The organism is Halosimplex amylolyticum (genome assembly GCF_051414035.1).
Taxonomy (GTDB): domain Archaea; phylum Halobacteriota; class Halobacteria; order Halobacteriales; family Haloarculaceae; genus Halosimplex; species Halosimplex amylolyticum.
In genome coordinates, this window is record NZ_JBLKNW010000002.1 from 557,695 (window position 1) to 579,428 (window position 21,734).

A 21,734-nucleotide genomic window follows, 5' to 3' on the forward strand; every position below is an offset into this window, starting at 1 on the left:
CGCCGACGACGCGCTCGCCCGCCGATCCCGCGTTCCGCGCTCAGAAGTCCAGCCAGCCGACCGTGAACGACAGGTCGACCTCCGCGCCGTCGACGGTCACCGTCCCCGAGAGCTTCGTCTGCTTGCCGCGCAGGTCGAGGAGGGCCTCGCCGTCGAGCGGTTCCCGCGCGGACACGACCGTCCGCTCGCCGCCTTCCTCGCGGACGCCGACGAACAGCGACTCGCCGGGGTCGAGGGACTCCTCCAGCGTGACCGTCACCTCGGTGTCGTTGTGTCTGAATGCGAACTCGGCGCCGGCCGGGACGGCCGCTCCGCCGGTCAGCGTCACGTTGAGGGCGGTGCCGTCCGGCGTCTTCTCGGCGACGCCGCGTGGCACGCTGTCGAACCACGGCGGTCGCGGCACCGTCTCGACGCCCCACTCGTAGTCGTAGTCGTAGCCGTCGGCGACCGACTCGTTCTCGCCGACCTCGCCGTGCAGGCGGTGGATCCGGCCGCTGTCGTCGACGAGCAGCCGTCCCGTGTAGTGGCCGAGCGTCGATCCGGCGCCCTTCGTGCCGGTCATCCGCAGTTCGTGGAGCGTCCGCCCGTCGACGTCGGTCGTGCCGGCCCACTCGTAGTTGCCCGACGACAGTCGGACAGCGAGCGCGAAGGTGATCGTCCCCGTCGGGTCGTCGAGCCCCATCGTCGTGTTGTGCGTCGCCGACACCCTGTAGGGCGGGCCGAAGTACGTCCGGTTCGTCACCCTGACGCCGTCGCGGTACCAGGTGACGCCCTCGGCCGTCCGCTCGTAGCTCGTCCCGTCGGCGTGGTAGAGCACCCGCGTGTCGTTGCCGTTGCGGTGGTCGAGGCGCCACCCCGACTCGTTGGCCGTCTCGATGTGGGCGACCAGCACTCGCGTCTCGTTGACCTCCCCGTCCTCCGCGACGCCCGGCGGGAGCGACTGCCCGTCGCTCGGCGTCGGGAGCGACTCGGGGGTGAGCGTCGGCATCGGCGTCCCCGTGGCCGTCGCCGCCGGCGTCTCCGTCGGGCCGGGCGTCGCCGACTCGGTCGACCCCACTGTCGCGTCAGCCGACCCGTCGCCGTCCGCGTCGGCGCTCTGTTCCTCGGTGGCCGTCGGATCACCGGTCGACGCCGCGCTCGCGGTCGATCCCATCTGGTCCGTCGCCGTCGGGTCGGGCGTCGCGGTCCCGCCGCCGATCGCCGCACAGCCCGACAGGACTACGAGCGCCGCGACCACCAGTGTCATCCCCCAGTCACGTCGCATACAGCGACCGGCCGGCCGCGCCCGTATAGTCGATTTCGGTTCGCCGCCGTGCCAGCGACCGGTCGAGGGATCGCGGCGGTCCCGCTGACCGGGAGCGAGAGACTTCCACTCGCCCGAACAGTAAACCACATGTGCGCAGGTGTCAATTGGCCTGTATGGGTGGGTTCACGTTCCGGAGGTCGTACGGGTCGCGGTCGCCGGTCTGTTCGTCGGTGCGGCCCGCACCGCTGGCCGAGAGCGACGTGCGACTGGCGTCGCCGGTGGGCCTCGCGCAGGACCGCCGCGGCAACGTCTGGATCGCCGACGCCGGTCACAACCGTCTGCTCGTCGTCGACGACACGCTGGAGCGACTGCTCGGCCAGGTCGGCGCGGCGGGCGACGAGCCCGGATCGTTCGACCTGCCGTTGCGGCTCGCCCACCACCCGACGGCGTCGGCCATCTACGTCGCCGACACGGGCAACGGGCGGGTCCAGCGGCTCGACTACGAGTACGACGGCGACGTCCCGCAGATCACCGGCGTCGACGTCTTCGCGGCCGCCGGCGAGTTCCACCCGAACGGCGTCGTCGCCCACGAGTACTGGGACGGCGTCCGGGTCATCGCCGCCGACGAGTTCTACCGCGAGGGCGACGACCTGCGCGGCCGGCTCGTCGTCTTCGACGGCGACGGGACCGAACTGCGTTCGATCCGCGCGGTCGGCGAGGAGAACCCGACGCCGCTGTACTGGCCGCAGGGCCTCGACGTCGACGACGAGGGCCGCCTCTACGTCGCGAACACGGGTTACGGCGTCCTCCACGACGGCCCGACCGGACCGCCGAAGCTCGCCTCGATCGTCCGCTGCGACCGGACCGGCGAACCGGCTCCCTTCGAGGGGTGCGCCGACGCCGTCCTCGACGACCTGCCGATGCCGCGGGACGTGGCCGTCGTCGGCTCGGGCCGCGACGCCCAGATTTTCGTCCCCGATGCGGCGACCGGCCGCGTCCACGTCTACACCAGCGTCGGCATCCCCGACGGCGTCGTCCCGGAGAGCGACGACGACCTGCGGGCCCACGCCGGCCTCGAAGACGGGGTCGGCCTCCCCCGGGACGACGGCTCCGTGGCCACGGGCGGGGAGCACGCCGGCGTCGGCCCCGGCGACGCCGATCCCGCCGAACAGCGCCGCTTCGACGGCCCCGTCGGGATCCGGCCGTTCGACGGCGTCTCCGTCCCGGACAGCGACGCGGACGACCCGACGCTCGCCGTCCTCGTCTCCGAGGCGCTCTCCCAGCGGATCGGCGGGTACGCCCTGGATACGCACCGCGAGACGGGCCATCGATTCGGGACGGTCGGCGGCGTGCGCGACGACCCCGGCCAGTTCTCGGTCCCGACGGGGTCGACGCTCGTCGGTGCCGACGGCGGCCCGCTCGCGGGGAGCGCGCTCGTCGCAGACGGCGCCAACGGTCGCCTCCAGCGGTTCTCGCTCGATAGCTGCGGCCCGAGCGACGGTTCCGCCCCCGGGGACAGCGACGCGGATTCGCTCACACCAGTCGCGCTCCCGCCGACGCGGTTCCCGTTCGGGCTCGCGTTCTGGCCGTCGGTCGGGGGCGGCGGCCGGCTGTTCGTGACGGACTACACGGCTCACTACCGCGAGGCCGACGAGAGCGGGCAGATCCACGTCTACGCGGTCGACGACGGGAGCGGTGGCGAGTCCGGCGCGTCGGTCGACCTCTCGCTGGTCCACTCGTTCGGCTCCTGGGGACTGGGCGAGGGCGAGGTCAAACTCCCGCGCGGCGTGGCGATCGACCCGGTCGGCGACCAGCGAGCGCGCGTCTACGCGGCGGACTCGGGCAACGGTCGGATCGGCGTCTGGGAGTACGACTGGGTGTGCGACGAAGCCACGCCGATCGGGGACCGCGGCTGCTTCGGACACTTCGAGGGCGGCTTCTGGAACCCCTCGGACGTGGCGGTCGGCCGGCGCGGACTCTACGTCGCCGACGAGAACAACCACCGCGTCCAGCGCTACGACGGCGACGAGTGGCACGCAGTCGGGGCACCGGGGTACGCCTCGGGCCACGAGTTCCTCCTCCCCATCTCCGTCGATACCCACGACGGGTCCCTCTTCGTCCTCGATCTCGTCACCCGGGCCGTCGACGTCTTCGCCGAGGACGGCGACGCCGACGGCGGCTTACGCCCCGTGGATTCGCTGCGTGCGTTCGGCGGTGACCCGACCTCGGGCAGCCTCTGGCTGCCGTACCTGCTGTCGGTGGGCGACGTCTCGGACGCGGCGGGCGTCGACGTGGTCGTGCCCGATTCGACGCTGCACGTGGCCCAGCACTACACGTGGTCGGACGGCGCCTGAGCTGTCGTGACTGATTGCCGATTCCAGCGACAGCGTGAAAAAGCGTGTTTGCGAGTCCGTTAGGACAGCTGCTCGATATTGTCGACGATGGTCTCGGCGTACTCGTCGGTGCCGAGCTTCTCGGCGTCGTCGAGCTGGCGTTCGAGGTCGTAGGTGACCTTGCCCGAGGAGATGGTCTCCTCGACGGCGTCGCGGACGAGGTCGGCGGTGTCCTTCCAGCCCATGTAGTCGAACATGAGGCGGCCGGAGAGGATCAGCGCGGTCGGGTTGGCCATGTTCTGGCCGGCGCGCTTGGGCGCGGAGCCGTGGACCGGCTCGGCGAGCACGCGGGCGTCACCGAAGTTGGCGCCCGGCGCGATGCCGAGACCGCCGATCTGGGCGCCGGCGGCGTCCGAGAGGTAGTCGCCGTTGAGGTTCGGCATGGCGAGCACGGAGAACTCGTCGGTGCGCAGCTGCATCCACTGGAGCATCGCGTCGGCGAGTCGCGACTCGACCATGACGGCGTCCTCCGGGATGTCGATCTCGTCCTGGGTCTCCCACAGGGAGTCGGGGGCGGCGAAGACCTCCTCGTCGGGGTACTCCTCGTCGGCGACCTCCATACCCCACTCGGTGAACTGCCCCTCGGTGAACTTCATGATGTTGCCCTTGCCGACCAGCGTGACCTTGTCGCGGTCGTGTTCGAGGGCGTAGTCGATGGCCTTGCGGACCAGGCGCTTGGAACCGAACTCGGTGATCGGCTTGATGCCGATGCCGATCGGGCCGTCGTGCATCACGTCGTCGAAGCCCATCTCGTCCTCGACGAAGTCGCGGACCTGCTCGACCTCCTCGGTGCCGGCTTCCCACTCGATGCCGGCGTAGACGTCTTCCGTGTTCTCACGGAAGGTGACCATGTCCATCTCCTCGGGCGCCTTCATCGGCGACGGGACGCCGTCGAGGTAGTAGGTCGGCCGGACGTTCGAGTAGAAGTCGAGCGTCTGGCGCAGGGCGACGTTCAGCGAGCGGAACCCGGCGCCGACGGGCGTCGTCAGCGGGCCCTTGATCGCGACGCGGTGCTCGTCGATGGCGTTGACGGTGTCGTCGGGCAGGTTCTCGTCGTACTTCTCGCGGCCGGACTCGCCGGCGTAGACGCGCATCCACGAGATGTCGCGGCCCGTGGCGTTCGCGGCGGCCTCCAGCACTTTCTGGGCGGCCGGCCCGACGTCCTTCCCGATGCCGTCCCCGTGGATGATCGGGATGATCGGATTCTCCGGCACGTCCAGCTCGTCGGCCTCCTCGTCGATGACCTCGATCGCCGTTCCGTCAGCCGGAACCTCGACCTTGTCGTACTCGTATCCCATACGCCGCCCTTCTGCGTTCGGGCCTAAAGGACTGCCGTTTTCCGTGAAGGATTCTCCGGCGCTCGAGAGCCGCTGAGACCCGAATTTGTTCGGAATTACCGAACGAATTTCGACGATGCCCGAGCGGCGTGTCGACGATCCCCGCAGGCGTCGGAAAACTTATCAGCGACACTGGAGAACATCGGTGGCGACAGGGGGTCCGTGATGGGGAAGTTCCTGCGGGGGCCATCGGCCGTGCTGATCGCCGCCGGCGATCCCGCGCTGGGCGAGTCGGTCGCGACTGCCGTCGAGCGGCGGCCGTTTCCCTCGCCGGTCACCAGCGCGGAGGTCCGCGCGGCCGACGCGACCGACCACGACCCGGACGTCGAGGCGGTCACCTGCGTCGCGTGCGAAGCGGCGCTGGACCGCATCGCCTCGACCGAAGCGATCGGATGCGTCGTCGTCGACGACGCGTTCGCGGACCCGTCGGTCGCCGACTGCGTCGCGTCGATCGTGAACGAGCACCCGGACCTGCCGGTAGTCGTCTACGCGGCGGACGGCGACGAGGCGCTCGCGAGCGCGGCGACGCGGGCGGGCGCGTTCGCGTACCTCCCACAGCCCGCCGACGCGGCGGCGGTCCCCGACCACGGGGAGTTGCTCGACACCGTCGGCGAGGCGCTGACCGTTCACGACCGGCGCTACCGCGCCGCGGTGCAGAGCGACATGCTCGACGCGATGCTCGAAGACCTGGAGGTCCCGCTGTACGTCAAAGACGACGAGGCTCGCCACCTGAAGATGGCCGACGTCCACGGCGCGCCCGACCCCGTGGACTCCATCGGCAAGACGGACTGGGAGCTGTACTCGTGGGACGACGAGTCGAAGGTCGAGGCGCTGGGCGACGACCGGCTGGTGATCGACGAGGGCGAGTCGATCCGCGGGCGCGAGGAGCGCCACGGGCCGCCGGAGGCCGCCCGCTGGCTCAAGACGACGAAGGTCCCCTGGCGCGACCGCGACGAGGTCCGCGGGCTGATCGGGATCACTCAGGACGTCTCCGACGAGAAGCGCACGATCCGCGACCTGCGCGCGCAGAACCGCCGGCTCGACGACTTCGCCTCGTTCGTCGCCCGTGACCTGCGCAACCCGCTCCACGTCGCGATGGCCTACCACGAGTTCGCCCGCGAGGGCCGGGAGGGGGCGGCCGAGACGGTCGCGGACGCGCTCGAACGAATGGAGGAACAGGTCGAGAACCTGAGCGAACTCGCCGCCTCCGGCGGGACCGCGCCGGCCCCCGTCGGGGGCGTCGAGTTCCACTCGTTCCTCCAGGTCGCCTGGGACGAGGTCGCGACCGCGCGGGCGACGCTCGAAATCGAGATGCCGCCGGCGACGCGGCTGTACACGAACCGACTGCAGCTCAAACCCCTGTTCGAGAGCCTCTTCGAGAACTCGGTCGAGCACGCCGGCCCGGACGTGACCGTCCGCGTCGGGCTCACCGGCGACGGCTTCTACGTGGAGGACGACGGCCCCGGGATCCCCGAGGAGGAGCGCGTAGCGGTGCTCGAAGACGGCTACACCTTCACGCCCACGGGCCCCGGGACCGGGCTGGCGATCGTCTCCGAGATCGCGGAGACGCACGGCTGGGACTTCCGCATCCGCGAGCGCGGCGATTCCGGCGGCGTGCGCTTCGAGTTCGGGAACGTGCTCCTGGTCGCCGACCCGGACCCGGTCGGGGAGACGGGGCCGCCCCGTCCGCTCACCACCGGGACGGACGTGGGCGACGTGCTCAACACCGGCGAGTCTTCCCACGACGCGGCGACCGGCCGCTGGACGCTGCACGCCGCGGGCGACAACCTGATCGGCCAGACCAACGAGTTCCACTTCCGGTGGGCGGCGATCGGCGGCCCCTGCCGTATCGAGGCGCGCCTGACGGAGTTCGACCCGCCCGCCGACTGGAGCAAGGCCGGCGTCATGGTCCGTGACACCGCGACCGAGCGGGCGACGTTCGGCTACGTCGGCGTCGCCGGCAACGGTCGCACGGAGGTGCTCTGGCGCACCGCGGACGGCGAGCCCACGCGCCGGCAACTGCTGGAGAGCGGCGAGCGCAGCTTCGAGTGGTTCGCGCTGGAACGGACGGGCGACCGCGTCACCGCGTTCCTCTCGACGGACGGCGACGAGTGGCACGCCGTCGACCAGCGCTCGGTCGCCCTGGGCGATCGCGTCTGCGTCGGCCTCGCCGCCTGTAGCATCATGATCGGCGCTTACTGCGAGGCCGCGTTCGAGAACGTCACCGCGGCTGAACTCGTCGAGGGGTGACCGGCGGGGCCGGCGACCGTCGCCGTCGAAGAGTGGCCGACGGGACCGCCGTCCGTCGCCGTCGGGACACCGAACTTATGCCGTCGGCGCGGACAGAGACGGGTATGCAACTCATCGCCCACGGCGGGGCGGGTTCCCCTCCCGACGAGCCCGCCGACCGCCAGGCAGTGCTCGACGAGGCCGTCGCCTGCGGGGCCGAGGCCGCGGACCCGGTCGCGGCCGTCTGCGCGGCGGTCCGCGTCCTCGAAGTCGACCCGGCGTTCAACGCCGGCGTCGGCGGCGCCGTCCAGAGCGACGGCGTCGTCCGCACCGACGCGGGCCTGATGACCGCCGACGGCGCGGTCGGCGCCGCCGCCGCGATGCCGGGCGTCTGTCACGCCGTCGAAGTCGCTCGCGCCGTCATGGAGGAGACGCCCCACGTCATGCTCGCCGGGGAGCGAGCCGTCTCCTTCGCCGAGGCGGTCGGCGTCGAAACCAGCCTCGACCTGTGGACAGACCGCACGCGCGAGCGCTGGGCCGATGCCGACCCACCTGCCGACGACCCCGAGACCCACCTCCAGTGGGTCCGCGAGCGATTCGGGGACGACGAAGGGTCCGAGGCGTCCGACGAGGGGACCGAACCGGCCGACGATGGCCGTGAGGCGGACGCCGCCGGAAGCGACGGAGCGGAGGAACCGCGCCGGGCCGACCCGCACGACCACGACACCGTCGGCGCGGTCGCTCGCGACGGCGACGAGATCGCGGCCGCCACCTCCACGGGCGGGCGCTGGTGCGCGCTGTCGGGCCGCGTCGGCGACGTGCCCCAGGTCGGCGCCGGCTTCTACACCTCGGAGGCGGGCGGCGCGAGCGCGACGGGCGCCGGTGAGGACATCGCTCGGGAGGGCCTGGCCCGCCGGGCCGTCGATCTACTCGAACGGGGCGCCGACGCCGAGGCCGCCGCGCGAATCGCGATCGAGGAGTTCGACGACGCCGCGGACGGGGACGCCGGGATCGTCGTCGTCGGTGCCGACGGGACCGTCGGCGAGGCGTTCAACAGTCCGGCGATGCAGACGGCGCGAGCGAGGTCCGAGTAGACGCAACCGTGTGCGGCTGTCCTGTCAGAACGATTCGACGGCAAGTCCGTCGACGGTCCCGAAGTCTCCGTCGGACGTGACGACGGGTTCGTTGAACTGCAGACCTGTCGCGGCGACGAGCGCGTCGCCGGGCCCGAGCGTCGGTTTCCGGTCGCTAGCGAGGTGCTGGCCTTCTAACACACCGGCGCGTCGAGCGATGTTTTCGTCGACGTCCACGATCGGTTTGTTCGCGACCAGCGCTTCGAACTTCCGTGCGTTGCTGTTCGCGTTTTCACCAGCGCCGACGGCGACGTATAGCTCTTGTAAGACGATCGTCGGGACTCGTAACGGAACGTCCGCGGTTTCGAGTTCGAGGGCTTTCTCCCTGGCATCGTCCCCTTCGTCGAGCGCGACGAGAAAGTCCGTGTCGAGGATCATCCGTCGCTGTCAGTGTCGATACCGAGTCGCTCCAGGCGGTTTTCGCTATCTTCAGTGCCGGCCTGTTCTGACCGTTCGATGAGCTCTCTGTGCCGGGCGGGGTCGGCCGGCGAGTCCCCGTCGGCGAAATCGAGGAGCGTCCATTCGCTCGTGAGTCTGTCGATAGCATCGGAAAACGTCTCGTCCGCCCGCTTTTTGCTCTTTATACGTTCGTACACGTCGTCGTCGAGGCGGACCGTCTTCGTTCCCATGCGTATACGTCGTTTACAAAGACGGAAAAATATTGGCTCGGCGGCCGGGGTATCTGTTGCGGCCTGCGGCCTGACAATCGCCACTCGCGACACAGAAACACTTTCAGCGCCCGGCGCAAATCGCCTGCCATGAGCGACGTGGACTTCGAGTCCGAGCAGTACGAGAAGTGCCGGGAGGCCGGCGAGATCCTCGCGCAGGTGCGCGACGAAGCCGCAGAGCGCGTCGAGGTCGGCGCCAGCCACCTCGAACTCGCCGAGTGGGCGGAAGACCGCATCCGCGAACTCGGCGGCAAGCCCGCCTTCCCCGTCAACATCAGCATCGACGAGGAGGCCGCCCACGCCACCCCCAGCGTCGACGACGAGGAGACCTTCGGCGAGGAGATGATCAACCTCGACATCGGCGTCCACGTCGACGGCTGGCTCGCCGACACCGCCGTCACCGTCGACCTCTCCGGCAACCCGGAACTCGCCGAGGCGCCCGCAGAGGCGCTCGACGCCGCCATCGACGTGATCGAACCCGGCGTCGAGACGGGCGAGATCGGCGCCGCCATCGAGGAGGTCATCGACGGGTACGGCTACAACCCGGTCGTCAACCTCACCGGCCACGGCCTGGGCCACTGGGAACAGCACACGACGCCGAACATCCCCAACCGGGCTGTCGCCCAGAGCGTCGAACTCGAAGCCGGCGACGTGGTCGCCATCGAACCGTTCGCCACCGACGGCGGCGGCAAGGTCCAGGAAGGCAGCGACGAGGAGATCTGGGCCCTCGAACGCGAGGGGTCGGTTCGCGACCGGAACGCGCGCCAGGTACTCGACCAGATCACGGAGGAGTTCAAGACGCTCCCCTTCGCGACGCGCTGGATCGACAACTCCCGCGCGTCGATGGCGCTGCGGCGCCTCCAGCGCCAGGACGTCGTCCACGGGTACCCCGTCCTCAAGGAAGAGGACGGCTGTCTCGTCAGCCAGAAAGAGCACACGGTCATCGTGACCGAAGACGGGGCGGAAGTGACGACGCGGAGTCGATAGCGTGGCCCGAACGGAGTGAGAACCACGTTGTGGCGAGCGGGGAACGCAGTGACCCGCGAGCAGCGAGGTCGTCCGAAGGAAGCACCTCTATTCAGTTGTCCTTCCACGCCCCTTCCTGGTGGCGCTCGTAGAACTCGCCTTTCGATTCGCGGTCCTGCGGCCAGAGGGCGACGACGGCGGCGGCCGCGTAGAAGAGTGCCACGGCGCCGATGACGATCGTCCCGGGGACGCTGACGATAGCCGCGCTCTCGACCGCGCTGCCTTCCGGGGCGAACACCGTGACGCGCGCGATCCACGACGCGAGCAACACGAGGAGCAGGGGGAGGTACATCCGCCGGAGCCGCCGCTGATAGGCCTCGAAGAACGAGGTCTTGAGCGCCGGACGGCGGAGGTCTTCCCCGAGGTCGCGGCGCCAGTCCTCGTGCTGGAACCCGCCGGCAGGATCCACGGTGGGCGCGAACACGTCCTCTTCGAGCAGGCGGACCCGCGACCGCCAGACGTCGTAGGCGCGGTACCGGCGCGTCTCGACGACGTGGAAGACCGCTACCGTCACCATCCCGATCAGCAACAGGTAGTGCGGGTTGTCGTTGCTGGAGAAGACGAAGGTGAGCAGCGCCGCCATGATCGTCACCGCCCAGTTCGTCGTGTTGTCGAGGCGGCCGCGCCACGCGGTCGAGCGATCCATCTCGGCACGGTAGAAGTGGCCCAGCAACGACGACATGTTCTCATCCAGCTCGGCTAGCATCTTGGTTTTCGCGCTCGTGTCGTCCGAATCGGAACGGTCAGCCATGCCCGTCGCTACGACTGCCACGGACGTGGGTCTTCCCCGGCAGGTCCCGGGTCGCCTTCCCAGCGGCCGCCGTCGGGGCGCATCGCGGACGCCGTAACCCGGTGACGCGAGCGGCGCGAGCCGCCGGTGAACTGAAGGGACCCGCGCCGCAATCGAACCGACATGGGTACGATATTCGTCGCGTACGGAGGCGACGGACGCGAGACGGTGCTCGAATACGCGGTCGAACGCGCCGCCGAGGCCGGACACGGGCTGTACGTCTATCACACGAAAGACGTCGCCGACGAGGAGACGACGGAGGTCCGCGAGGAGATCGAATCCGTCCTCGACCGGACGGGCGTCGAGGTCCCCGTCGAAATCGAGGTCGAGAAGGGGAAAGGCGAGTCCGACGAGACGAACGTCTCGGCGCAGAAGCGCCTGACCGACGCGATCGTCGACGCCGACCGGGAGTTCACCTACGCCGTCATGGGCGAGGTCGAACACTCCGCCGTCGAGAGCTTCGTCCTGCCGAGCATGACCGAGGCCGTCCTCGAGATGCGGGAGGTCCCGGTCCTCCTCGTCCCCGTGTAAACTACCGCACCCTACTCGCTCACGGCGTGGCCGTTCGCTTCGTTGGGGGTGGGGCTTTCGCGTGGACTCGCGTTCTGGCCATTGCTGGCAGGCTCGTAATCGCCGTTCACGTTCAACGTCCCGCGATTCAAGCGCACGTTTACGGGTGCGCCTACGCCCGACGACGTTTGCGCCGAGCGGAGATGCTTCAGGCCGATGTTTTTCGCCGCATTATAGTCTGCGTGGGGTGAGTACCCGCAATTCAGACACTCGAAGGAGTCCTGTCCGTCCGAGGTCGGTCGGTTCTTCTCGTGAGTGAATCCGCACTTGGAACACCGCTGGCTCGTATACGCAGGACTCACTTGTTCGACCGAGATGCCGACCACTTCGGCCTTGTACTCGACGTGCTCGAACAGCCGTCGGAACGCCCACGCGTGGAACTTCTTCGCGTTTGGCATCCGGTCTCGAATCCCCGTCAGGTTCTCGAACGCGATCACGTCGCAGTCGTACTCGACCGCTTCTGCGACGAGCTCTTTCGAGACGGTGTGTAAGAAGTGGTCGTAGCGGCCCGTCTCGGTACGTCCGACCGACTGGATGGTTTCGTGGGCGGCTCGCGTTCCACGCTGTTGAAGCGAGGCGCGCCGTTTCTCCAACTCGCGGCGCCAGTGGTTTAACTTCCCACCGCTCCAGAACGTGCCCGTGGAAGCGACGACGAGGTTTTCGATGCCGAGGTCAACGCCGTGGACTGTGCTGTGCTCGGCGTTGCCTTCGTCGGCCGTCTCGAACTCTACGTCCGCCTTTGTTCGGACGTGAAGGTAGAACTCGCCGTCTCGGTAGTGGAGTTCCGCACTGGTCACTTCGTAGTCGTCGTCGAAGAGATACGCCGAGTGGGGCGTCTCGTGACTTTCGTCGGGGAGGACGTACTCGGCGGTGATGCGCCCGTCGACGGTTGAAAGTGTCGCGTGGTCGTCGTTGAACGTCGCACATCGCTTGTCGTAGACGAGGGTCGGTGCAGAGAACTGCGGCTTCCCCGCGTAGTTGCCTTGCTTCCACCGGGCGACGACGCTCTGGACGGCATCGGCAGCCTTGTTGCGAGCGTTCTGGACGAGATTCGCTTGAAGCCGCGTCTCTGCCCGTACATCGTCGTAGGTTTCGCGCTGCAGTTCGGCTTTACTCGTCGTCTTGTACTCGCCTTGCCACGCGTGGTCGACGACGTAGTTTGCGGCCCACAGGAACTCGGTAATGGTTTCGTGGAGGAGGTCGGCGTCGCTGTCGGTCACGTCGAGTTTGACGGGAACAGTACGACTCACCTCCATCCGTACTTCAGATGTAGTCCTATGTCTTCATACTAGTAACGGTTCGATGGGGGAGTCGGTCAGCCATCGAGTGTGGATAGCGTCATACCGTGTCGGTTTCCTCCTCAACCTACTCGCTCACTTCGTTCGCTCCGTGAGGTCGGGGGCTCCACCTTGTATTGTGCTGATCCGCTTTCTCCGGCTTTATCTGCGCAGGCTCCCACGAGAGGAGTATGTCACGAGTTCTCGTCACCGGCGGACTCGGCGGTTCCGGCCGATGGATCGTCGACCGACTCGCCAGCCATGACCACGAGGTGCTGTGCGTCGACCAGCGCTTCGCCGAGAGCGAGCGCGACGAGGTCGACGTGCGCGTCGCCGATCTCACCGACCGCGGCGACGTGTTCGACCTGGTCGGCGAGTTCGACCCCGACGCGGTCGTCCACTGGGCGGCCATCCCCGACCCGCTCGACCACCCCGGCGGCGAGGTGTTCGAGAACAACGTCGTCTCGACGTACAACGTGCTCGAAGCGGCCGGTCGCGCCGACGCCCGCGTCGTCTGGGCCTCCTCCGAGAGCGCGCTCGGCTTCCCCTTCGCCGCCGAGACGCCCGCGCCCGACTATCTCCCGATCGACGAGGAACACCCGTTGCGTCCCGAGGACCCCTACGGCGCCTCGAAGGAGGCCGGGGAGGCGCTCGCGCGGACGACGGTCCGGCGCCACGGCGTACCCGTCGTCTCGGTCCGCCCGTCCTGGATCCAGTACCCCGGCGAGTACGCCTGTCTCGGGAACGAACCGCCGGAAGAGGGCGTCGGGAACTTCTGGAGCTACGTCGACGTTCGCGACATCGCCTCCATCGTGACGGCCGCGCTGGACGCCGACGTCGAGGGGCACGAGGCCGTCTTCGCCGTCGCCGACGAGAACTACGTCGACCGTCCGACCGTCGACCTGTTCGAGGAACACTTCGGGGACGTGCCCGAACCCTGCGAGGTCGCGGGCGACGACGCGTCCATCTCGAACGCGAAAGCGGCGGCCCTGCTGGGCTGGGAGCCCGAACACACCTGGCGCGATGCCGCCGACGAGGACGTGCCCGAACCGACGATCTGAGGCGGTTTTCGCGGACTCTCGATCACGGACGCGAACGCACGCCGCTCCGCCTCACTCCTCTGATTCCGCGGGATTGTGGGCGATGGCGAACAGGAACCCCGAGAGGAACAGCAGTTCGTTGCCCAGGTACACCCCGAGGATCGGATCGACGATGCCGACGATGGAGGACGGGAGGGCGACCCCCAGAATCGCGAGCAATAGCGCGGCGACTGCGGCGAGTCCCGCGAAGATTCTGGTGACCGCGCCGCTGACGTAGCCGACGGCGAACACGAGGATCGCTTCGAGGAGTCCCATACCAGGTACGGACGCTCGAATCGACCAAAACGGTTCCGGCGGCAGTGGCCGTGGGACCCGATCGCACGCTCCGGAAACGGTTTTCCGCCGCGCCCGGCAGGACTCGCACATGCCGACGCACGTCCGCGAAGTGACGACCGACGAGGGCTGGGAGGAGGCGGTCCCGATCGTCCGGCAACTGTGGAGCGACGCCGACGAGGAGTTCGTCCACGGGTGGCGTGACGAGGACGGGTACCGGCTGTTCGGGCTCTACGAGTTGGAGGGTGACGGCGAATCGGCGGCCGACGAGGAGGCGGATCTGGACCCGGACGGCGAAGCGTCGCTCGTCGCGGTCGCCGGCGTCTCGATCCAGCGGGTCCTCCACCACGAACGCCACCTCTGGGTGCACGACTTCGTGGTCGACGAACCCCGTCGCGGCGAAGGGCTCGGCGGCGAACTGCTGGCGTGGCTCGACGAGTGGGCTCGCGAGCGTGACTGCGAGAACCTGGCGCTGGCGTGTCACGGGGACAACGACGCGGGGCGGGCCTTCTACGAGGCGGAGGGGCTGGAGGTGTGGGGGCAGGTGATGGAGCGGGGGCTATAGGTCGACGCCGGGACCCGCGTAGGCGATGTAGACGCCGATGGCGGCGCCGACGGCGTAGCCGAGGCTGCCCAGCGCAGCCCGCTCGGGGGCGTCGCCGGCGACGACGACGCCGAACACCGTCACGGCGAGGACGCCGGCGACGAACGCCATCCCGGCCGCGCGGAGCGGCGTCGTCTGGAGGGCGGATGCCATACGTCTGGCATCTGTCGCCCAGTTGAATACCTTTTTTCTCTCGCCGCCGCTCGGTCTGTCGGGCCCCAGACCGTCCCCTGGCGTTCGTCCGCGCTTCCTCGCCGCTCCAGTGGTCATCGTTCGTCACCCCGCCACGGTCCTCGTTCGTCACCTCGCTGTGGTCCTCGTTCGTCGCCCCGCCGCCCGCCGGGATTTAGTGCGTCCGCGCCACAGAGGGGGCATGGACCAGGTCTTCGCCCCGTGGCGCATCGAGTGGGTCGAACGCGAGGGCGGCAACGACGACGTCGACGGCTGCGTCTTCTGTGCATTCGCCGAGGGCGACCGCGACCGGGACCGAGAGCGCCGCGTCGTCGCCCGCTCGCCCCACGCTTTCGTCCTCCTGAACAACTACCCCTACAATCCCGGCCACGCGATGGTCATCCCCCACGCCCACACCGGTGACTACCGTGACCTCGACGATGAAGTCCTCCTGGACCACGCTCGCCTGAAACAGCGCACCTTCGACGCGCTCGACGACGGCCTCGGCCCCGACGCGTACAACGCCGGCCTCAACCTCGGCGGGAGCGCCGCCGGCGGGTCCATCGACGACCACCTTCACACCCACGTCGTCCCGCGCTGGGAGGGCGACACCAACTTCATGCCGGTCGTCTCGGATACCCAGGTCATCGTCGAGGCCGTCGACGACTCCTACGACCGCCTCCGAGAGGCCTTCGCCGCCCAGGACGGCGCCGAGGTGTCCGGCGAGGACCGCGCCGTCGAGTTCTCGTAGTCTGCCCTGCGTTCGACACGGCTTTGACCCGGGACCGACAATCCCGGACGATGACAGACGACCGGCCGCGAGTGCTCCGCAAGGTGGGGCTGCTGTTGCTGGCTGTCAACCTCGGTCTCGTCGCGCTCAAGGGCGGCGCGTGGCTCGCCACCGGCAGCCTCGCGGTACAGTCCGAGACGGTCAACAGCGCCGCCGACTCGGTCTACTCGCTGGTGACCGTCGCCGGCCTCTACCTGACGACCCGTCCGCCGGACTTCGAGCACCCGCACGGCCACGAGCGCATCGAGCCGTTCGTCGGCCTGTTCGTCGCGCTGGGCATCTTCGCCGCCGGCGGGACGGTGCTGTACCAGTCGGGTATGGCCCTGCTGTCGGGCGACGTGTCGGTCTCGCGAGGGCCGACCGCGGTCGCAGTGCTGGTCGTCGCCGCCGTCACGAAGTACCTCCTCTATCGCTACGTGCTCGCCGCGAGCGAGCGCCACAACTCGCCGGCGCTGACCGCGACCGCGCTGGACAACCGCAACGACATCCTCACGGCCAGCGCGGCCATCGTCGGCGTCCTCGGCGCCGGCGCCGGCTACCCCATCCTCGACCCGCTGGCGGCGGTCGTCGTCGCCGTCGGCATCGTCTACACCGGGGTCGAGGTCGTCCGCGACAACCTCGGGTACCTCGTCGGTCGCGCGCCGCCCGAGGAACTCCGCGGCGAGATCGTCCGCCGGGCGCTCTCCCACCCCGACGTCGAGGGCGCCCACGACGTGATCGCCCACTACGTCGGCCCGGAGATCGACGTCTCGCTCCACATCGAGGTCGAAGGCGACCGCACGCTCTTCGAGGCCCACGACATCGAGTCGGCCGTCGTCGCGTCGATCCGCGACCTCCCGGAGGTCGACGACGTGTTCGTCCACGTCGACCCGCGCGAACTCGACGAGTGGAAGCCCGACGAGGAGGTCGACCAGTTGGCGGGCGGCCGCTGGCGCTCACGGGAGGAGTAGTCCGCGGGACGATCCACCGTCAGTGACTCCCCGCTCGCGCCCCAACGGCGGGTATGTCGATGGAGGCCGGCTTCGAACTGGGGTTCGCCTCGCTCTCGAACGAGGTCACCGACCGGTCGCTCGCCGTCGAGGGATCGCTGCCGGACTGGCTCGACGGCGCGCTGGTTCGCAACGGGCCCGCGACCTTCGAGGCGGGCGGCGAACGGGTCGAACACTGGTTCGACGGCCTGGCGATGCTCCACCGCTTCGCGTTCGACGGCCGCGAGGACGCGGTTCGCTACACCAACCGCTCGCTCCGCTCGGAGACCTACCGCCGGGCGATGGAGACCGGCGAGATATCCGGTCAGTTCGCGACCGGCGGCGGCTACCTCCGGCGGATCCGCCAACTGCTGTTCGGCGACCCGACCGACAACTGCAACGTCCACGTCGCCCGCGTCGACGGGTCGCTCGTCGCGATGACGGAGGTCCCCCGGTACGTGGCCTGCGACCCCGAGACCCTCGAATCCCGCGGCGAGTTCGCCTTCGCCGACGCGCTCACCGGGCACGTCAACTGCGCGCACGTCCTCCCCGACCCCCACCGCGGGGAGACGATCGGGCTCCTGACCACGTTCGGTCGCCCCAGCGAGTACATGCTCTACCGGCTCCCCGACGGCTCGCGCTCGCGCGAGCGGATCGGCTCGGTCACGATCGAGGACCCCGCGTACCTCCACAGCTTCGCGCTCACCGAGCGATTCGTCGTCCTCACGGAACACCCGTTCGTGACGACCCCCGCGTCGTTCCTGTTGCCCGGCCGGGACAGCTTCGTCGACCACTACGACTGGCGACCGGAGCGCGGGACGCGCTTTCACGTCCTCGACCGCGAGACTGGCGAGCGGGTCGCGACCGCCGTCACCGATCCGTGGTTCGTCTTCCACCACGTCAACGCATTCGAGGCGGGCGCGGGGCCGAACGGTGACGGGGACGCCGACGAACTCGTCGTCGACCTCGTCGCCTACCCCAACGCCGACGTGGTCGACGGCCTCTACCTCACCGAGGCGGCCGACTGGTTCGAGAGCGGCCGAGACGGCCACCTCCGGCGGTTCCGCGTGCCGCTGGGCGGCGGCCCGGTCGCGAGCGAACCCCTGTACGACGGCTGTGAACTCCCGCGTGTCGCCCCCGGTGACCGCACGAAGGCGTACCGCTACGTCTACGCGCAGGGCGCGGCAACGCGGGACGGCAACCACGTCGCGAAGGTGGACGTGACCACCGGCGAGTCCCACCGCTGGGAGGAGTCGGGGCTGTTCGTCGAGGAACCGGTCTTCGTCCGTGCGCCCGATGCCGAGCGGCCGAGCGACGAGGGGGTGGTTCTCGTGACCGCGCTGAACACGAACGAGCGGCGGACGGACTTACTCGTCCTCGACGGCGAGACGCTCGACGAGCGGGCGCGAGCGCCGCTCCCGCACGCGGTGCCGTTCGGATTTCACGGCCGGTATCTCGAGGAGTAGCGGGGCTCGAATGCCCTGGCGGGCCCGCTCCGGAACCGGCCGGCCGGGGTGCGCGCAAGGGACAAAAGCGCCGAACTCCTACCCCGTGTGATCTGTATGCCCGAGTTCGATCTCGTCGTCCTCGGCGGTGGCACCGGAAACGCCGTCGCCTCGGCGGCCGCCGAGGAGGGGGAGGACGTGGCGCTCGTCGAGCGCGGCCGACTCGGCGGCACCTGCCTCAACCGCGGCTGTAACCCCTCGAAGAAGCTCATCCACAGAGCGAACGTGGCCGAGACGGTGCGGCGGGCCGACGCGCTCGGCATCGAGGCGTCCGTCGAACGCGTCGACTTCGGACGGATCGTCGACGACGTCCGGACCGCGATACGGGAACGGGCCGCGGCGAAGGCCGAGCGGGCCCGCGAGCACGACAACCTGACGGTCTTCCACCGCGAGGGCCGCTTCGTCGACGAACGGACCGTCGAAGTCGCCGACGACGGGTCCGGCGGCGACCGTCTCACCGCCGAAACGGTCGTTCTGGCCGGCGGCTCCCGGCCCACGGTCCCCGACGCCGTCGACGGCACCGACGAGACGGCGTTCCTGACGAGCGACGAGGCGCTGTGGCTGTCGGAGCGACCGGACCGCCTGGTGATCGTCGGCGGCGGCTACATCGCCGTCGAGCTGAGCCACTTCTTCTCGCAGATGGGGACCGACGTGGTCATCGTCGGTCACGGCGACCGCCTCCTCGACAGCGAGGACCGCGACGTCGCCGAACGGCTCACCGAGGTCTACCGGGAGAAACACGACCTCCGGCTCGGCTACAGCGCGACCGAAATCGCCGAGGTCGACGGGCAGAAGCGCGTCACCGCCGAGGGCGAGAGCGGCGACGAGATCGAGGTCTCGGGCGACCGTCTCCTGCTGGCGACCGGGCGGCGACCGAACACGGACACCTGGCACGTCTCCGCGGCCGGGATCGAGACGACCGAGGAGGGGTTCGTCGAGACCGACGAGTACCTGCGTACCTCGGCGGAGGGGGTCTACGCCATCGGCGACATCGCGGGCAACTACATGTTCAAACACTCCGGCGACAAGGAGGCCGAATACGTGGTCGAAAACGCCGTCCACGGCGGCGAGGCGGCTGTCGAGTACCCCGGCATGGCCCACGCCGTCTTCGGCTCGCCGCAGGTCGCCAGTCTGGGGAAGACCGAGGACGCCCTCGAAGACGACGGAGACCTCGCCGACGACTACGAGGTCGGGACCTTCGCGTACGACGACACCGCGCTCGGTTCGGCGCTGGACCACGAGGGCGGGTTCGCGAAGGTCCTCGTCGGCGCGGACGGCGAGGTGCTGGGCTGTCACGTCGTCGGGCCGGAGGCCTCGGCACTGATCCACGAGGTGAGCACGGCGGTCGCGGCCGGCGCCGACGCGGCGACGATCGCCGAGACGATCCACGTCCACCCCGCCCTCTCGGAGGTCGTCCAGGGCGCCTTCCGCGAGGTGTGCGACGTGGCGCCGAGCGGGATCTAAGTCGGTCTCGATCAGAGGCGCCGATCGAGGAAGTCCGCGACCGTCTCGATGCCCCGGTCCTGCCAGTCTTCGGGTTCGACGACGATGCCGTGGCCGCCCCCGGGGACGATGCCGAGTTCGACCGGTCGTCCTGCTTCCGCGAGCACCTGTGCGTACTCGCGGGCGCCGTCGGCGGGCAGGACGCCGTCGTCGTCGGCGTGCAGGACGAGCGTCGGCGGCGTCGCCTCGTCGACGTGGGCCGCCGGCGACGCGCGCTCGTAGCGCGCCGGCACCTCGTCGGGGCCGCCGCCGAGGAACTGCCGTTCGAGGTCGTTGGCCGTCTCCGGGTCACGGTCGCGCAGGTCGTACGCCCCGCTGATCGGCGCGCTCGCCGCCACCGCCGAAGTGACGGTCGCGTCCGCCGGATCGAACCCGCCGTCGGACGCGGCGATCAGCGCCGCGAGGTGACCGCCCGCCGAGTGGCCCGTCGTCGCGACCCGGTCGGGGTCGACCCCGTACTCGTCGGCGTGCTCCTTCGCGAAGCGGACCGCCGCGGCCGCGTCCTCGACCGGCGTCGGGAACGTCGCCTCGCCGCTCAGACGGTAGTTCGCGTCGAAGCAGACGGAGCCGCGCTCGGCCAGCCCGCGTTCGAGCGCTTCGAGCTGCCCCTTCTCGCCCTCGATCCAGGCGCCGCCGTGGTAGACGACGACGGCCGGGCGATCCGTCCCGCCGTCGTCGGGCTGGTACACGTCGAGTTCGAGCGGTGACTCCCGATCGGGCGGACGGTGGAAGACGACGTCTCGGTCGACAATCACGTCGGTCACGGCCTGCCGGTCGCCCGGTGTCGGAAAACGGTTTTCGGTCGCGGCAGTCAGGCCAGTTCGCCGAGCGCGTAGACGGTGTTGTGACCGGTGATCGTCACGTCCACCGTGTCGCCGACGTCGGCGCCCTGCGTCTGCGCACCGGGGATCGCGACCTGGCGGTAGGCGCGGTCATAGCCCACCAGCGAGTCGTCGGTGCCGTCCTCGGTCAGCAGTACGGAGCGGGTGTCGCCGACCATCGACCCGTAGACCTCCTCCATGACCTCCATCTTCAGGTCGGTCATCGCCGAGGAGCGCTCCTTCTTGACCGTGCCGCCGAGGCCCTTCATGTCGGCGGCGTCGGTGCCCGGCCGCTTCGAGAACCGGGTCACGTTGATCTTCTCCGGGCGGGTCTCCCGGAGCAGCGCCATCGTCTGCTGGAAGTCGTGGTCGGTCTCGGTGGGGAACCCGACGATGAAGTCCGTCGAGAGCGTCCACTCGTCGAGGTGCTCGTCGAAGGTCTCGACGACCTCGACGTACTCGCCGACCTCGTGCTGGCGGCGCATGTCCGCGAGCACGTCGTCGCTGCCGGACTGGACCGGCGCGTGCAGGAAGTTGTAAATCTCCTCGTTGGCGGCGAAGACTTCGGCGAGTTCGTCGCGGACGCCGTGGACGCCCTTCGGGTTGGCCATCCCGACGCGGACCCGGAACTCGCCGTCGATGTCGCATATCCGATCGAGGAGTTCCGGCAGGAGGCTCTCGCCCTGGTTGCGGTCCCAGCCGTAGACGCCGGTGTCCTGGCCGGTGATGCGGATCTCCTTCGCGCCGGCGTGGACCAGCGCGCGCGCTTTCTCGACGTTCTCCTCGACGGTGGGGGAGTCGATGCGGCCGGTCGCCTGCTTGGTGATGCAGTACGAACAGTCGCTCATGCACCCGCGGGCGATGGGGAGGATGCCGACGACGCCGTCCAGCACCGGCTCGGTATCGGGCGTCGTCGTCGGGCACTCGCCGTTGCGGACGTACTCCGGCACTTCGTCCCAGTGGAGGATCTCGGCTTCCAGGTCCGCTCGCTGGAACTCCTCGCCCTGTGCGAGGGCCATACAGCCCGTCACCACGAGGTCGGCGGGCGTCTCGGCGTCGAGTTCCTCGGCCCGCCGGAGCATGTTGCGCTCCGTCTTCTCGACCACGGTGCAGGTGTTGAGGATCGCCACGTCGGCCTCCTCGGGGCCGTCGGCGGGGTGGTGGCCGCCGTCGCGGAGCGCCCGCTCGATCTGGCGGCTCTCGCCCCGGTTGGCCGTGCAACCGTAGGTCTCGATGTGATAACGGGCCATCTCGTTAGTTCTCCCTTGGCGCTCGCGGGCAAAAGCGCGACGGATCGCCCCGCTCGGTCGGCGTCGTCGGTCGCCGTCGC

General features: G+C 69.6%; 21 protein-coding genes. 11 read left to right on the forward strand and 10 right to left on the reverse strand.

Features of this window, described 5'->3' with window-relative positions:
- Positions 1-40: 40 nt before the first annotated feature.
- A complete protein-coding gene (locus tag ACMGFE_RS13210; RefSeq protein ID WP_436925668.1) occupies positions 41-1,264 on the reverse strand; it encodes a hypothetical protein in 1,224 nt (407 codons plus the stop codon).
- A gap of 155 nt (positions 1,265-1,419) precedes the next feature.
- Between ACMGFE_RS13210 and ACMGFE_RS13215 the strand changes: the two genes are divergently transcribed.
- Positions 1,420-3,600: an NHL repeat-containing protein gene (locus ACMGFE_RS13215; protein ID WP_436925669.1), complete on the forward strand. Its 2,181-nt coding sequence runs from the start codon at positions 1,420-1,422 to the stop codon at positions 3,598-3,600.
- 59 nt (positions 3,601-3,659) lie between these two features.
- Here the strand turns inward: ACMGFE_RS13215 and icd are convergent, their stop codons facing one another.
- Entirely contained in the window at positions 3,660-4,937 is a 1,278-nt protein-coding gene (gene icd, locus ACMGFE_RS13220) for an NADP-dependent isocitrate dehydrogenase (RefSeq protein WP_436925670.1), read from the reverse strand.
- A gap of 204 nt (positions 4,938-5,141) precedes the next feature.
- On the opposite strand from icd, the gene ACMGFE_RS13225 reads away from it, so the two are divergent.
- Positions 5,142-7,226, forward strand: coding sequence for a receiver/sensor box histidine kinase (locus ACMGFE_RS13225; RefSeq protein ID WP_436925671.1), 2,085 nt, complete (start codon positions 5,142-5,144; stop codon positions 7,224-7,226).
- Positions 7,227-7,330: 104 nt separating this feature from the next.
- On the forward strand, positions 7,331-8,299 hold the full coding sequence (locus ACMGFE_RS13230) for an isoaspartyl peptidase/L-asparaginase (protein WP_436925672.1): 969 nt from the start codon (positions 7,331-7,333) through the stop codon (positions 8,297-8,299).
- A 24-nt stretch (positions 8,300-8,323) separates the two neighbouring features.
- Here ACMGFE_RS13230 and ACMGFE_RS13235 read toward each other — a convergent pair whose 3' ends face one another.
- Positions 8,324-8,716 (reverse strand): PIN domain-containing protein, encoded by a 393-nt coding sequence (locus tag ACMGFE_RS13235; protein WP_436925673.1) that lies wholly within the window; start codon positions 8,714-8,716, stop codon positions 8,324-8,326.
- Complete coding sequence (locus ACMGFE_RS13240) at positions 8,713-8,967, reverse strand: antitoxin VapB family protein (protein ID WP_436925674.1); 255 nt, start codon at positions 8,965-8,967, stop codon at positions 8,713-8,715. Before ACMGFE_RS13240 ends, ACMGFE_RS13235 begins: the two co-directional genes overlap by 4 nt.
- A gap of 129 nt (positions 8,968-9,096) precedes the next feature.
- Between ACMGFE_RS13240 and map the strand changes: the two genes are divergently transcribed.
- On the forward strand, positions 9,097-9,993 hold the full coding sequence (gene map / locus ACMGFE_RS13245; RefSeq protein WP_436925675.1) for a type II methionyl aminopeptidase: 897 nt from the start codon (positions 9,097-9,099) through the stop codon (positions 9,991-9,993).
- A 91-nt stretch (positions 9,994-10,084) separates the two neighbouring features.
- On the opposite strand, the gene ACMGFE_RS13250 is transcribed toward map, so the two are convergent.
- Positions 10,085-10,783, reverse strand: coding sequence for a DUF2270 domain-containing protein (locus ACMGFE_RS13250; RefSeq protein WP_436925676.1), 699 nt, complete (start codon positions 10,781-10,783; stop codon positions 10,085-10,087).
- A 162-nt stretch (positions 10,784-10,945) separates the two neighbouring features.
- Here ACMGFE_RS13250 and ACMGFE_RS13255 point away from each other — a divergent pair, with 162 nt between their 5' ends.
- Positions 10,946-11,353: a universal stress protein gene (locus ACMGFE_RS13255; RefSeq protein WP_436925677.1), complete on the forward strand. Its 408-nt coding sequence runs from the start codon at positions 10,946-10,948 to the stop codon at positions 11,351-11,353.
- Positions 11,354-11,364: 11 nt separating this feature from the next.
- Here the strand turns inward: ACMGFE_RS13255 and ACMGFE_RS13260 are convergent, their stop codons facing one another.
- Positions 11,365-12,648 (reverse strand): RNA-guided endonuclease InsQ/TnpB family protein, encoded by a 1,284-nt coding sequence (locus ACMGFE_RS13260; protein ID WP_436925678.1) that lies wholly within the window; start codon positions 12,646-12,648, stop codon positions 11,365-11,367.
- A gap of 212 nt (positions 12,649-12,860) precedes the next feature.
- Between ACMGFE_RS13260 and ACMGFE_RS13265 the strand changes: the two genes are divergently transcribed.
- Positions 12,861-13,730, forward strand: coding sequence for an NAD-dependent epimerase/dehydratase family protein (locus tag ACMGFE_RS13265; protein WP_436925679.1), 870 nt, complete (start codon positions 12,861-12,863; stop codon positions 13,728-13,730).
- 51 nt (positions 13,731-13,781) lie between these two features.
- Here the strand turns inward: ACMGFE_RS13265 and ACMGFE_RS13270 are convergent, their stop codons facing one another.
- Positions 13,782-14,024: a hypothetical protein gene (locus ACMGFE_RS13270; protein WP_436925680.1), complete on the reverse strand. Its 243-nt coding sequence runs from the start codon at positions 14,022-14,024 to the stop codon at positions 13,782-13,784.
- A gap of 109 nt (positions 14,025-14,133) precedes the next feature.
- Here ACMGFE_RS13270 and ACMGFE_RS13275 point away from each other — a divergent pair, with 109 nt between their 5' ends.
- Positions 14,134-14,607, forward strand: coding sequence for a GNAT family N-acetyltransferase (locus tag ACMGFE_RS13275; RefSeq protein ID WP_436925681.1), 474 nt, complete (start codon positions 14,134-14,136; stop codon positions 14,605-14,607).
- Here the strand turns inward: ACMGFE_RS13275 and ACMGFE_RS13280 are convergent.
- A complete protein-coding gene (locus tag ACMGFE_RS13280) occupies positions 14,602-14,799 on the reverse strand; it encodes a hypothetical protein (protein ID WP_436925682.1) in 198 nt (65 codons plus the stop codon). The two genes, ACMGFE_RS13275 and ACMGFE_RS13280, sit on opposite strands and share 6 nt — an antisense overlap.
- 220 nt (positions 14,800-15,019) lie before the next feature.
- Between ACMGFE_RS13280 and ACMGFE_RS13285 the strand changes: the two genes are divergently transcribed.
- From ACMGFE_RS13285 to ACMGFE_RS13300, 4 genes are all read left to right on the forward strand, one after another.
- Positions 15,020-15,568, forward strand: coding sequence for an HIT family protein (locus tag ACMGFE_RS13285; RefSeq protein WP_436925683.1), 549 nt, complete (start codon positions 15,020-15,022; stop codon positions 15,566-15,568).
- 50 nt (positions 15,569-15,618) lie between these two features.
- Positions 15,619-16,557, forward strand: coding sequence for a cation diffusion facilitator family transporter (locus tag ACMGFE_RS13290; RefSeq protein ID WP_436925684.1), 939 nt, complete (start codon positions 15,619-15,621; stop codon positions 16,555-16,557).
- Positions 16,558-16,610: 53 nt separating this feature from the next.
- Positions 16,611-18,041 (forward strand): carotenoid oxygenase family protein, encoded by a 1,431-nt coding sequence (locus ACMGFE_RS13295; RefSeq protein ID WP_436925685.1) that lies wholly within the window; start codon positions 16,611-16,613, stop codon positions 18,039-18,041.
- A gap of 96 nt (positions 18,042-18,137) precedes the next feature.
- The gene (locus ACMGFE_RS13300) at positions 18,138-19,544 is read left to right on the forward strand and encodes a dihydrolipoyl dehydrogenase family protein (RefSeq protein WP_436925686.1); all 1,407 of its coding nucleotides are present in this window, start codon (positions 18,138-18,140) and stop codon (positions 19,542-19,544) included.
- Positions 19,545-19,555: 11 nt separating this feature from the next.
- Here the strand turns inward: ACMGFE_RS13300 and ACMGFE_RS13305 are convergent, their stop codons facing one another.
- A complete protein-coding gene (locus tag ACMGFE_RS13305; protein WP_436925687.1) occupies positions 19,556-20,347 on the reverse strand; it encodes an alpha/beta hydrolase in 792 nt (263 codons plus the stop codon).
- 47 nt (positions 20,348-20,394) lie between these two features.
- Positions 20,395-21,654: a tRNA (N(6)-L-threonylcarbamoyladenosine(37)-C(2))-methylthiotransferase gene (locus ACMGFE_RS13310; protein ID WP_436925688.1), complete on the reverse strand. Its 1,260-nt coding sequence runs from the start codon at positions 21,652-21,654 to the stop codon at positions 20,395-20,397.
- Positions 21,655-21,734: the final 80 nt, after the last annotated feature.